The following is a 13617-nucleotide window of genomic DNA, read 5'->3' as shown; positions in this document are numbered from 1 at the left end:
AGCTGAGTTTTGCTCGACCTGCTATGAGTTCATGATATGCTCAAGCCAGCTGATGCACTTTTTGTTTCAGCTGGCTCGAAAATTAAAATGAAGGACATAGCCATGGTCAATCGCCATCTTATTCTCCCTGTCGCACTACTTTCACTCGCTGCATGCCAGCAACTTCCTGATGATGTTCAGCAGCACGTTGACACCATGAACGAGTGTGAAAAAGTACTTGCGTTAACACAAAGCACTCAGAATGATTTTGCTCAGCTAAAAGGCAGCAAAGTCGACTCCCCCTTAATGAGCGCATGGCAACCCAAGGCACATTTAATCGCCAACAGCTGCCAGATAAACCAGTACAACAACGGCAATGTCGCCTACGAATGTACTAAGTCATTCAGCACCGAGACTGATGCTGCAACATTATTTGATAACGTAGCACAACAGTTAAACAGCTGCCTGGGCGCAACATGGCAAAATACAGAAGAAAAAAACAATACCCTGCATTATACCAGTGACGCCTCTGAAGCAAAAATCACGCTCAGACGAGGTAAAGGCTTGGACCGCAAAACCCCCTGGGTTATTGCATTGGAAATCTCCAGGTAGCAACACATGAGGCAGGTGTTTATCATCTGCCCAGGTATTGTCTAATTTGACAACAAACACGCTTCATTCTTTAATAAATCTTTGCCTAGGTCTTAAATATTAGTACCTAAAGTGGCATAGTGTTGTTAGCAGTTCAGGTGAGTTGACAACTTAGTAATAAGCACCTAACTTCAGACATCACAATAAAAATCAAAACCCTCAGGGAGAATCCAGTGTCAATTGAAATCAACTTTGAATTATCCGATGCCGACCTGGCGCACTTTCGTAGCATGATGCATGCGACCATCGAAAAGAGCCAGGGTTTAAGCGACGACGAAATCATCAGCAAGGCCAAAGACTTGGTCAACAACATGGAAAAATCAAAACTACCTGAGTTTGTGCGTACGCGTATGATGTCACTTGCCGCACTGATTGACGCGGTGCAAGACGAAGAATGGCAAATGCCTGAAGATGAAAAGCGCGAAATCATGTTGTCTCTGGCTTATTTCAGTGAACCTGAAGATATAGTCCCGGACAATGTACCAGTACTTGGATATATCGACGATGCCATCATGATCGAGCTGGTTTTACAGGAACTGTCTTTAGATTTGAGTGCTTACCGCCAATTCTGTGGTTTCCGCGCTACAGAAGAAGCACGCCGGGGCGATGCCGCTAAAGTTGACCGCGAAAGCTGGTTAGCGGGTACTCGTTCTCAAATTCGCTCTTCAATGCGCCGTAATCGCTCTAACACCAAGAAGTCACGCTTCTTTTCTCGCATCATGTAATTATACCGAAACGAAAAAGGGAGCACATGCTCCCTTTTTTGTGTCTAGTCAAACTATATCAACTACTGTGCATTCGGGTGCGGTACCCCCATCCAAGCCAAATATAGCTGCTGTTGACGTTTTGTCGGCTGCAATACCGCAGCAACCTGCTTTGGCTTCGATTGTGCGGCACTGAGCGTAATTTCTGTCGACATCAGTTTGTGACGACGTATAAAGTGAACAGTAACTTTCTCTTTGGGCGCGAACAGCGCTAATGTGTTATCTAATGTATCTCGTACCTGGTGTTTGTTAAATGCCACCAGCTTGTCACCGCTGGTTAACCCTGCCTGCCAGGCATTACCACTTCTGGCAACATGCTGTAATTCGAGTAGTTGACCTTTAGGTACTGCCTGACCGTCAAAGCCAGCCACTTCCTCACTGGAAACAGGATGACGATAAGTCAGCCCCACTTTGTCTAGCAACGCGTCAACTTCCAGCACAAATGGCGTGTCGACGTTGTGTTTCCACCACGCACTATAATCCTGACCACTGATCTCATTGAGGATATTGATCACATCCTGGCTGTCAAATGACTTGGGTAACTCATGACGCTTAGCCAGTAAGGTATGGACATCACGGTAACTCACCTCCCCTTCACTGTCATCCAGCAACTTAATATCCAGCATCATGGAAATTAACGCACCTTCTGAGTAAATGTTGGTACTGAAGTTTTTACCATGGTCGCCGCCCTGATTTATCCACTTGTCGAAGCTGGTTTGAGCAACGCTCTGTATCTCTCTGCCTGGGGTGTTCAGGTGACGATTAATACGCTTAGTCAGCCCTTTATAATACTCTTCATGAGTAATGATCCCGGCACTTAGCAGCAGGAAGTCTTCGAGGTAACTGGTTGACCCTTCTGCCAGCCAAAGTAAATCACTGTAATTAGGGTTTATATAGTCGTAAGGCACCAATCCAGCCGGACGATAGTTTTTAACATTCCAGGTATGAATAAATTCGTGTGCCGCAGTCGAAATAAAGCCGATGTAATCATCGCGTTTGGCAAATGCATCTCTGTGGCGCTGAATGATAGTAGAGTTCAGATGCTCAGTTGCGCCTCGTGCACCACTGGTCGCATGCACCATAAAAACGTAGCGTTCATACGGGTAATCCTGCCAGATCAGAGTACCCGTTTTCACTAACTTCTTAAGATCGCTGAGCATCAGATCAACGTCATAATTGCCTTCCCCCCAGATAACCAGCTCATAGTCGCGGCCATCTACCCGGAATTTATGAAGCTGATTCAAGCCCGACTCTATTGGCGAATCCACCAGCACATCAAAGTTGGCAGCTTTAAAACGATGCTTATTACCCGCGAAATCCATACCCGACACAGAACGCCATTGGTCCGGTACCTTCATCTCAACGGTCAGAGGTTCATCACGGAATGACTCGCTGAACATAAAAAAGCCGGACGCATCAACAAAAGCATGACTGTCGTCAATATGCCTCGCTCTGAGTCCGAGTTCATTTGCATACACCTGGTAATTGACTGTCACTTGTGTCGGGCTGTCAAGATGTACTCGCCAGGTACTTTTATCTACTTTATGCCATTCCAGTTCACGTCCTTGCGCATCAGTCGCATCAAATGCACGGATCCCATTAGCCAAATTTAGGATTTGATATCGTCCTGTCCGCCAGTCCGCTAACTTAATATCCATGTGCGCCTGGGCACTTTTGGGAAAGGTCACTTCTACTTCACCAAGGTGATGCTCTGGCTGAGTTATTTTCAGCGTGTATTCAACGTCAGCGAAGGCTGGTAAGGTGCTCAACGCAATGAGCAGGGAACAGGTTTTTTTCATAATGATTCAATAAAATGACTAATAGGGTGTAAAACTAACAAATAAGTCTGATATCAGGCCATCAAAAACGATGAGTCAACAGCCAAAATAGGTGGTTCTATGCCCTAAAATCTTCCACATTTATCAGTAATTTGATGTAAACTTGCTAATGAGTAGGTTAAAACAAAAAGATATTAGGTTTCTGTGACTGATAAAACTGCGCGATTAGAGAAAAAACTATCACAAGCGATTGAAGCTAGAAAGGCGTTGGAAGAAGCGAGAAAGCAGCAGGTCGATACCCTGACAGAATTTGCATCCAAACTGACACTAGGTTGTAAAGGACAGGATGTGTCTCTCGACAACTTACTGGCAAAATATCGCAGTGCGTTGGCAAAGGGGATGGACTTTGAGCATCTGGCCCCGCTTATTGAAAACACCAGTGCACAATTAAAACAGCTTGATAGCACCAACTCTGCCAACCATCGTAGTTTAGTAACCCACATACAAACCGCAGGAAAGCAGTTACAGAAGCTGCGTGGGGTGCCAGAAGACACTCGCAGGAAGCTGCGCAGTTTGCTGGATAATGAATTGGGTGATATTGACGCTATCCCAGAATTCGTACCTTTGCTTGACAAGTTACTGCAGTTCTACCTTCAAGTCTTCGATGCTAAATATGACATTGATACCTCGACACAACATAATGACCCGGAATTGGCCACAGAATTATTAGGCCTAACTAACGAACTGGTGTTTGAAGATGATGTAGCCGATGAAGTAAAAGCGATAAAGCAGCGTATTTCAACAGATTCGAGCATAGATTCTTTACTGGAAAACGCCATTGCGGTGATCCGCATTTTTGCCAAGTCAATCGCGCGGGAAAGACAATCAGCCCAGGGTTTCTTGGTCTCGTTAAACCAGACTCTGGAAGAGCTACACAAGTCAATTGTCGATACCACCAGTCATTCCAAGTCGATCAATAAAGAGCTCAATGCATTAAACGTACGCATCGAGTCGAAGATAAAGCGCCTCACCGAAAACACCCAAAAGGCGTCCTCAATTTCTGAGCTCAAGGGGTTAGTCGATGATGAGCTTGCCCAAATAAGCAAAGATTTGGTGGAAAGAGAAACCATTGAGCGTCGCGATAAGCAAGCCTTACTGGAAAGCTTTGATGCCATTAACAGCCGCATCAATGTACTCGAAAACAAAGTAAACACGTATAAAAAGCGACTGAATGAACAGAGATTCAAAAGCTTGTTAGACGGACTGACCAAGCTCCCTAATCGCTCGGCATTTGACGATCGTTACAGTCAGGAGTTCCATTTATTTGAAATCCAAAGCAACGACGTTACTTTGGTTGTAGTGGACGTCGATCACTTTAAATCGATTAATGACAAATACGGCCACAGTGCAGGAGATAAAACACTTCAAGTTATCGCCAGGGCGCTGAAAAAGTCCATTAGAAAAACCGATTTCATTGCGCGCTACGGTGGCGAGGAATTCGTTATCCTTATGCCGGGAATGCCAATTGAAGCGGCTTATGCACCGCTTGAGAAGATACGCGCAACCGTTAAATCGATCCCATTTCGCTTTAAAGACAAAGAAGTGAGGATCACTATCTCGTTAGGGGCAACCCAGCTGAAAGAAGGTGACTCAAAACTGACTGCCTTTGATCGTGCCGATGAAGCTCTGTATGAGGCTAAAAACAGCGGCAGAGACAAACTTTGCTTGCGAGAATAACAAGGAGATTGCCTATGCATGTACAGTTAAATCCAACAGGTGTACTTAACTTACTCTCGAAACTGGAAGTTGACCTGCTTCAACAGTCATCGACCATAGAAAGATACCGACTATTTAGAAATTGTGTATTAGCAGTACTTAATGTAGGCAGTCATACCGACTCAAGCTATGAAATTTATAACAAGTATCAGGATTTTGATATCACACTACTTGCCCGAGAGCGTGGGATAAAGATAGAACTAACAAACCCACCGGAATCCGCATTTGTCGACGGAAAAATTATTGCCGGGATACATGAACATATTTTTTCGGTTATCCGGGACATTCTGTTTATCTACCAGCGTCACGAAGAGCAGATCACGGACCCCAGAGCCATTACTCATATGGTGTTTGACATACTGCGTAACGCAGACGCACTTGAGGTCAATAAAGACCCGAATATGGTGGTGTGTTGGGGCGGTCACTCAATCAATGAAGAAGAATACAAATACACCAAAGAAGTCGGCTACCAACTTGGCTTACGAGGCTTAAATATATGCACAGGGTGTGGACCTGGCGCCATGAAAGGTCCAATGAAAGGTGCCACGATAGGACATGCTAAACAGCGGATCACCAGTAACCGCTATCTCGGCCTGACGGAACCCAGTATCATTGCCGCCGAGCCGCCTAACCCCATAGTCAATGAATTGGTGATCCTGCCGGATATTGAAAAGCGTTTGGAAGCATTTATCAGAAGCGCACATGCCATTATTATTTTTCCAGGTGGCGCGGGAACAGCCGAGGAACTACTGTATTTACTTGGCATTTTGCTTCATCCAGACAACGCTAAGCAGCAGCTACCGGTCATTTTAACAGGCCCAAGCTCTTCAAAAGCGTACTTTGACGAATTGTGTAATTTTATTGAAAAAACTCTGGGTAAAGAAGCACTGAGCAAATTCGAAGTGCTGGTAGATCAACCCGAACTGGTTGCAAAGAAGCTAAGCCAGAGTATGGAAAAAGTCCGCGACTACCGCAAAGCCGAAGGCGATGCCTATTATTTTAACTGGACTCTGAAAATTGAAGACCAGTTCCAGCAGCCATTCGAACCGACGCACAAAAACATGGCAAATTTGGATCTTCATCTGGACCAGCCAAAACAGAACCTCGCCGCCAACTTGCGCAGAGCGTTTTCTGGTATTGTGGCAGGCAATGTCAAAGAGCAAGGTATAACAGCTATTAAGCAACAAGGCCCTTATATTTTGAGTGGCGATGCCTCTTTGATGACGGACATGGACAAGCTACTACGCGCGTTTGTCGCACAAGGCAGAATGAAATTACCCGGCAGCACCTATGTGCCCTGCTATAAAATCAAAGCTTAACTAACAGGGTAAGGTGCAGCCTTACCCTACCGCTCTCTTAACCTCAATGAAATACCACTAACAACACCCATGGCAAAATTACTTCTTATTGATGCGCTAAACCTAATCCGCCGAATTTATGCAGTTGACGTCGATCAACAGGGCGTGAGTGAAAAGCAAATCATGCAATCATGCAAGGCGCGCGTCCATAACGCCTGTAAAAAGCTGCTCAAACGCATTGAGCCAACCCATGCTATTGCGGTTTTTGATGGTGAGCGCAGCTGGCGCTATCATTATTATGCAAATTACAAGCACAGCAGAAAACCCATGCCGGAGCCACTTAGACAAAACCTCGCTCTAATTTCTGAGGGGTTTAAGGAATGCGGTGTCACCGCTTTTTTCCCCGATCAGGATGAAGCAGATGACATCATTGCCACCTTAGCTAGCAAGGCCAGTCACAACAAAGTGCATTCCGTTATTGTTTCGACAGATAAAGGCTTTCTCCCTCTGAGTTCGGAAAATATAGAAATTTATAACTACTTTTCAAAATCTTACTTTGATCACAGTGAGATCTTAGAAAAGTTCTCTGTTCCGTATAACGCATTGACCGAACTGTGGGCATTAATGGGCGATAAAACCAATGACATCCCTGGCGTAAAAGGGATCGGGAAAAAAACGGCTATTGAATTAATCTCAGAGTTTGGTCAGGTTGAGCATGCACTCAATGCCCCGACGCTTGCACCTGCAACACGACGTAAATTGGAACAAGATTTAGATAACTTTATTTTAAGCAAAACGCTCGTTTCACTACAAACTGACATCAATCTCGGCTTTAATTTAAGTCAACTCCGGGTTATTGAGCGCAAATAGCTTGTTGTGTTGCAACGCTTCCGTTACGCTAGGTTTGGGAGTTTTTGGTGTATTTCAATGATTAAAAAGGTTTTACAATACGTTTTTCTTGGCCTCGCCGTATATGGGGTCATAGTGTACCTGGTCATTAATTTCTATAAAGATGATCCGCAAGCCATGATCTGGCAGGACCGCGAAGCCTTTAACAAACGTTATATCAGCAAGCTAAAGCCCGACATGACTGTCGAGCTAGATGAGGTATTAGAAACACTCGGAAGCCCGGACCTGACCTATGTAAAGTCAGAAGGTGAACAAGTAGTGCAGATAGTGTTTTACAGGACGCAGCTGGTAAAACCGGATGGGATTACCACACAAGACGAATGTACTGGCTTGCTGTTTGAAAATGGCAAACTCACGCTCTGGGGAGCTGGCGCGATCGTCGCGTACGACAAGGCTTTTGAATGACAGTCAATGAAGACATCGCAAGGCAACTGCACAAACTCCTGACTCAATCTGAGTCAGTGTTATCACTATATTACGACAAAGACAGCTGGCCTCACATTGATGTGACCCTGACCCAGTTGGCAGAACAATACACTCGCCTGTACCGCCAGGCACCAAACGCGCTGCACGCTCACCTGCACTTTATCGCGACGCCCTATCGTCACTCGACCAACGTTCTGGTGAAACAATCTATATTGCTCTGTATGCTCGGTTACGCGCACGGCTATACTGAGCAAATCATTCATGAACTTTTGTCAGCAAGCTTTGCCAGTGTCCTGTGTGCCAGCCGTGAATATGACAAAGCGGCAGCGGATAGGCCTTTATCTCAGTTGGAATCCAAAAAGCTCAGGCTGCGCCATCAATTAGCAGTAAAAGTACTCGGTACCGGCCAGCTCAAATCAGCTCAGGTTACCCGCATTCTCGCGCGGCTCTCCAATTATGAACTATCAATAAGTCGTAAGAGCACCACACCACTGTATGACAATGTGACATTATTAGTCGCTATTGCGACTCAGGCTGGCGTTGCATTAATGAAGAAGAACCATCGTGCTTCACTACCGACCATTATTAAACAGCTGTATCTGAATAATACTGACACCTTTGTGCAAATCAGCTTACAACTTCTGGCCCGACAATTTAGTGCCTATCCGGCTGGTGCCATACATCGCCACGATGAGCATCAGGCGCTGTTACTCTGCGAAGAAGACAATCATGCAATCCTTGCTGTTATACAGTCAGGTAAGATCACTCGGTTAATCAAAACGCAAAGACGATATCAGCAACGCTACCAGGCGTTTAGGGTGTCAGATACGCAACTGCTATACCGGGTGTGGTCTCGTATTCCGCCGCAGCCGCTTGCGACCACGTCAGATCAAATGACAGAAGCGTTGCATGTTGTTGAACAGTTGGGGGGTGAAAATTTTAGCAGCTTCAGAGCAATAGAAAAAACGATAGTGCCATTCCCAGAAATTGAGGCTGCTTTGTCTCAGGCCGCCAGACTCTACAACCGCGAGGCCCAAAAAGGGGCTAACCTCCGCCATTGTCTTACTATGGTTGGCCTTGATGCCGCAGCCCTGTTATGTCAGCGGGTGCTGGTCGAGCAATTGATTGTGCAACTCAAACACCCTTTTGCAAAGGACATCTGGCACAAGTATCAATTATTTGCTCAGGTGCTGGCCGCACTGCTCCAGCAAAACTATGGCCATCACTATGAGAACATCCTGTCGCCAGTCAGCGCAGCCATTGCATTTATGCTCAAGCACCACAGTGTTGATATAAAAAGATTCGTGCATGCCAGTGAATGTAACACCAACCCCCACCCGGTTTCCCTGGCACATCTATACGGCTTTGCCGGATATGATGAGGAAGCCTTCAAGCATTACTTTCACACTCACTTCGCCAATAGTGAGGCCCACCGCGCATTTGAGCAATCAGAGTTATACAAAAAATCAAAATTGAATGGATTATCTTTGACCTTTGCCGCTGTCAAGGTGCTGACACTGAAAATCTGCGATGCCAACTTCGAAACTTCAGCCTGGCAACGCCAGCTATTAGACGAGCAAGCCAAAGTACACCAATGGCCTGATTTGAATACCCTGCTGTCACACCTACAATCTCTTGGTTTATATAATTTAATTGAGTGATATTTACGCGATAAATACCATGCATTCCCACTATTCATTTAATTTATGCCTTTTATTCATTCCTGACTGGAATATAAATGAATAAATTGCTATAAAACGCGCTTAAATTTTCAAGCGAACCAACATCACAAGAACAGGTCTACTAAACTTAGTTAGATCTGTTTTAAGCAGTGATTTTACTTTTTGATAAAGGAAACATAAATGGCTAAGCAAACTATCACGGTGATCCGTGGCGACGGCATCGGTCCAAGCATCATCGACTCGGCAATTGAAATTTTAAATGCAGCGGGTTGCGAATTCGACTATGAGTACGTTGACGCAGGGCTTGCAGCACTGGAAAAAACTGGTGAGCTGCTACCTCCTGAGACGTTAGACGCCATTGAACGCAATAAAATTACGCTTAAGGGGCCGCTTACAACACCTGTAGGCGAAGGTTTTACTTCTATCAATGTAACCCTGCGTAAGCACTTTGGTCTGTATGCCAATGTTCGCCCGGTAAAATCATTTGAAGGCACCAAAGCTCGCTACGATGACATCGACATTATCACTGTACGTGAAAACACTCAGGGCATGTACTCAGGTCTGGGGCAAGTTGTGTCTGAAGATGGCAGTGAAGCCGAGGCAATGTCTAAAATCACCCGTGAAGGCGCTGAAAAGATCGTCACCTTTGCTTATGAGCTTGCACAACGTGAAGGCCGTAAAAAAGTCACTGCAGTTCACAAAGCCAATATCCTTAAATCAACATCAGGTTTATTCCTTAAAGTTGCACGTGAAGTAGGCGAGCGCTTCCCTGATATCGAGTCAGCTGAAATGATCGTTGATGCAACCTGTATGAAACTGGTCATGACTCCAGAAGAGTTTGATGTTGTTGTCACTACTAACCTGTTTGGTGACATTATTTCTGACCTGTGTGCTGGTCTCGTTGGCGGCCTGGGTATGGCGCCGGGTGCAAACATTGGTGAAAACGCTGCAATCTTCGAAGCAGTACACGGTAGTGCACCAGACATCGCAGGTAAAAACCTGGCTAACCCAACTTCGGTTATTCTGGCTTCAATTCAGATGCTTGAATATCTTGATATGGGCGAAACTGCTGACAAAATCCGTAATGCAGTGGCAGATGTTATCAAATCTGGCGATCGTACGACACGCGACCTGGGTGGCAACCACGGCACAACAGACTTCACACAAGCGGTTATCGAGCGCCTGTAATAGCTCTGAAAAAGTAACTACCAACGCCCAGCTTAAGCTGGGCGTTTTCTTATCTGCACCACCATCATTAGTAACACACTTAGCCATAACAAACTGCCCGCACCATCATCTTGCTCACCTGTGGTCGCCATGGAAAGCGTAGCATCTGCCGTGATTTTTACTTGTTGACCGTTATCAAGATCCTTTACTGTCGCGCTCACCTGATAACTCCCTGCATTCTGATAAGTGTGACTGATAACCGCACCGGTACCTTCCTGCCCATCTCCAAACGCCCAACTCACTGAATAGTTACCTGACCCACCACTAATTGAAACGCTGTAGCTGGCGGTTAACCCACTTTGTGATACGTTAATCTTACCCGCCAAGGGGACAGTTACGCTTTTGTCTATTGACTCGCTTACTGTGCTGCCATTGGCGTCTTCCAGCGATACCACAATCCGGTAGCGCCCGGACAGTTTATACTGATGCTGGATCTCAGCCCCATTCAACCGAGTACCGTCGCCGAGATCCCAACGAATTGCCACGGGTGCCACCCCGCCACGATACGTCACACTGGCGGAAATGTTACCATCATCGTCAGTGATGTTTGTATCGAGCAGTTCCAGCGCAGCCGCCAGGGTCACTTGCTGATTAACAGAGCGGACTTCGCCAGCCGCATTCGTTTGGACAAATACAACCGTATAGACCCCTTCGCTACTGTATTGATGCGCCGGTGTAAGGAACTCACTGCTGTTACCATCACCAAATTGCCATTCGTACGTATCCAATGTACTCAAAGGCATCCCGGAAACAGAAAAGCTCACTTTCAGCCCCTCTGCCCTGGCAACAATCTTAGGCTCTGTGGCCGCTTTCAATTGTAATTGTGCTGTTTGGTATTGCTCGCTCACTTCGAGCAATTCAATTGTTACATCATGTTCAGGCAGAATAACCCCGGAAATCGGTTGCTGTGGATGGCTATAGTCCTGGCTGTCATTGAACGTAGAAATTGCCTGTAACTGAGTGTCACCAAGCCCGGCGGGCTGATCCTGTAACCTTAGTGCTGCGTCTCTTAGCTGGATCCGAGTGGATGCCGGGCTAAAACCATTGGCGCCGGGTATGATCTGCTGATCATTATCAACGACCAAAATTTTTCCTTCACCCGGGCGCAAAGAAACCGAGTTATTTTCAATATTCTCATTGGCGTACCACACGAGTACCCCTGGTGCATAGCTGGCACCTTGCAAGCCGGCATCAATACCCAGATGCGACCTGAGTTGCAGATAATATGCCTGCTCTAACCCTTCACGATAGCGGCTTATTCTGTGAAAGCCATTTAAAGACAACAGCTCTGATGACTCTGCATCCGCCAAAGCAACAGTGTTTTCACCATCTACGACAGAGATATCATCCAGCAACATGCCAAAGCCATATTCAACACTGTCAGTTTGATAAAGAAACTCCAGTGTCACTATCTGGCCAGCATATTCTGCGAGTGAATATCTTAATTCAGTTACTTTAGTGCCATCCGTGCCACCCGTTACTTGCCCGCTATGGCCATCAATATAATGTGCCACTGTCGGATAAATTGGGTGCTGGGCTTTGGTATAATTACCCACAAGCGATACCTGGTTGGCCTTTACCTGAAAAAAATCATAGCCGCTCTCAATATCAAAACGAGCGCGCATTGTAAGTACCAAATCTGCTGATGCAGGTAAAGTGAGCGTCATGCTGGCAGTGTTTAATTTATCGTTCCCCTGCCCGGAGTAATACTGATACTGTCCAGATATAGGTTCGCCAATATACTCTAAACTGGCTGGCAACGTGACTTTCAGCTGATCAGTTTCACCGGTATATTCACCAACATGACTAATGCTGGCCTGGTAGCCCTGGGTTAATTGTGCGAACTGCAACTGAATTTGATTTACCCAATTACCGCCAAACTTTTGTTGTAACCTTTCCAGGTTACGGGGAGAGAATGAAACAGGTTGTGACCCACGTAGCGAACCTAACCAGTTGCCACTGGACATCACCGACCAATTAGCCACCGGTTCACCGATAGCACTGCTATTAAGATCATATTCGTCTATAAGTCCAAGCTCATGGCCAAACTCATGTACTACTACACCCATGCTCGCGTCAAGCGGGTTAATGGTGTAGTTGTGGATACCTATATCGCTGTTTGCAATAGAGACAGGGGTGTAACCGTCTTCAGCAACCACAAAGCGGTGGGACCATACGGCATCAGTGCCCAGCACTCCCCCACCCGCTTCCTCTCCAATGCTGGAGTGAAATACCATGATGTGATCAACAACGCCATCGGGCTCATTCACGATTCCATCACCATCACGATCACTTAAATCCGTTAAATCATAATCACTGAGGTTGATATCATAACGTTGTACTACCAACTCAACCGCCTCTTTAATCAACTCGGCCACTCTGCTATCACGTCGGGCACCCACTCTTTGCCCGTAATAACTCGCATTTTTTGCTGCCGTGACCCAGCCAAAGACTTCTCCTGAAAGCCCAAAACTTCCCCCTGAGGCTAGCTGATAATACTGATGGGCGCTGGTTAGTACCTGCCCGTCTGGCCCACTAAACCCTTGTTCGGAGAAAATGAGCTCGCTGTAATGACTACTCGGATACTGAGCGTAGTACATGTCCGAGTCGCCCTGCTCAAGGCGATTATCGTCATTAGACAGATCTGGAAAATCTACCAGAATAGCGAGAATTTTTGCCCCCTCTAACGGTCCTGCAGATGCAGCCTGATAACCGCGCAAGGCCGTTGACTGAGCTGGTTTCTTTCCATTGAATGGAGCACGCAACTCTGGGCTTTGAAATCCAGAGAGATAGTCCAAAATCTTTTGCCTGGCCTCATAATCAGAAAAACTTCTCCCTTCGCGTTTTTCTAGCCAAAACCGAAGTTGCTGTTGATCCAGCTGTAACCCTGACACAGGCGTTGCAACAACGATAAGAAGAAGAACTAAAAGACTGAATTTCATACTGATTTACCCAATGCGATAGTGTTCACGATAGTAGCAGGTTGAAGAAGATATTTCTAACCTCCTGCAGCCACCAAAAAACGCATTAATTATCCACCAATATTACAAATTGACGTAGTGAAATACTATATTTCAACATTTAAAACACCAAAAAGGTATATTAATGCACTTTGTTCATTTTTGAG

At 45.9% G+C, this 13617-nt stretch carries 10 protein-coding genes; 8 read left to right on the top strand and 2 right to left on the bottom strand.

Features of this window, described 5'->3' with window-relative positions; genetic code table 11:
• The first annotated feature begins 36 nt into the window (after positions 1-36).
• Together AT705_RS21880 and AT705_RS21875 are read left to right on the top strand one after the other, a co-directional pair.
• Positions 37-591, top strand: a complete 555-nt coding sequence (locus AT705_RS21880; RefSeq protein WP_058798462.1) for a hypothetical protein — start codon at positions 37-39, stop codon at positions 589-591.
• Positions 592-803: 212 nt separating this feature from the next.
• Positions 804-1355 (top strand): YkvA family protein, encoded by a 552-nt coding sequence (locus AT705_RS21875; protein ID WP_049865621.1) that lies wholly within the window; start codon positions 804-806, stop codon positions 1353-1355.
• Positions 1356-1417: 62 nt separating this feature from the next.
• On the opposite strand, the gene AT705_RS21870 is transcribed toward AT705_RS21875, so the two are convergent.
• Positions 1418-3193 (bottom strand): M61 family metallopeptidase, encoded by a 1776-nt coding sequence (locus AT705_RS21870; protein ID WP_058798461.1) that lies wholly within the window; start codon positions 3191-3193, stop codon positions 1418-1420.
• A gap of 183 nt (positions 3194-3376) precedes the next feature.
• Here AT705_RS21870 and AT705_RS21865 point away from each other — a divergent pair, with 183 nt between their 5' ends.
• The 6 genes from AT705_RS21865 to AT705_RS21840 all read left to right on the top strand — a co-directional run bounded on the left by AT705_RS21865 (position 3377) and on the right by AT705_RS21840 (position 10451).
• The gene (locus tag AT705_RS21865; RefSeq protein ID WP_058798460.1) at positions 3377-4909 is read left to right on the top strand and encodes a GGDEF domain-containing protein; all 1533 of its coding nucleotides are present in this window, start codon (positions 3377-3379) and stop codon (positions 4907-4909) included.
• 14 nt (positions 4910-4923) lie between these two features.
• Positions 4924-6267: a nucleotide 5'-monophosphate nucleosidase PpnN gene (ppnN, locus tag AT705_RS21860; RefSeq protein WP_058798459.1), complete on the top strand. Its 1344-nt coding sequence runs from the start codon at positions 4924-4926 to the stop codon at positions 6265-6267.
• Between the two features lie 69 nt (positions 6268-6336).
• A complete protein-coding gene (gene xni, locus AT705_RS21855) occupies positions 6337-7116 on the top strand; it encodes a flap endonuclease Xni (protein ID WP_058798458.1) in 780 nt (259 codons plus the stop codon).
• A 57-nt stretch (positions 7117-7173) separates the two neighbouring features.
• A complete protein-coding gene (locus tag AT705_RS21850) occupies positions 7174-7560 on the top strand; it encodes a DUF3192 domain-containing protein (RefSeq protein WP_058798457.1) in 387 nt (128 codons plus the stop codon).
• The gene (locus AT705_RS21845) at positions 7557-9242 is read left to right on the top strand and encodes a hypothetical protein (RefSeq protein WP_058798456.1); all 1686 of its coding nucleotides are present in this window, start codon (positions 7557-7559) and stop codon (positions 9240-9242) included. The genes AT705_RS21850 and AT705_RS21845 overlap by 4 nt, the downstream gene beginning before the upstream one ends.
• Positions 9243-9443: 201 nt before the next feature.
• On the top strand, positions 9444-10451 hold the full coding sequence (locus tag AT705_RS21840; RefSeq protein WP_010381161.1) for an isocitrate dehydrogenase: 1008 nt from the start codon (positions 9444-9446) through the stop codon (positions 10449-10451).
• Positions 10452-10483: 32 nt separating this feature from the next.
• On the opposite strand, the gene AT705_RS21835 is transcribed toward AT705_RS21840, so the two are convergent.
• Entirely contained in the window at positions 10484-13432 is a 2949-nt protein-coding gene (locus AT705_RS21835) for an immune inhibitor A domain-containing protein (RefSeq protein ID WP_058798455.1), read from the bottom strand.
• Positions 13433-13617 lie beyond the last annotated feature (185 nt).

It is taken from the genome of Pseudoalteromonas rubra (assembly GCF_001482385.1).
GTDB classification, from domain to species: domain Bacteria; phylum Pseudomonadota; class Gammaproteobacteria; order Enterobacterales; family Alteromonadaceae; genus Pseudoalteromonas; species Pseudoalteromonas ardens.
This window is presented reverse-complemented; position numbering and strand designations above follow the sequence as displayed.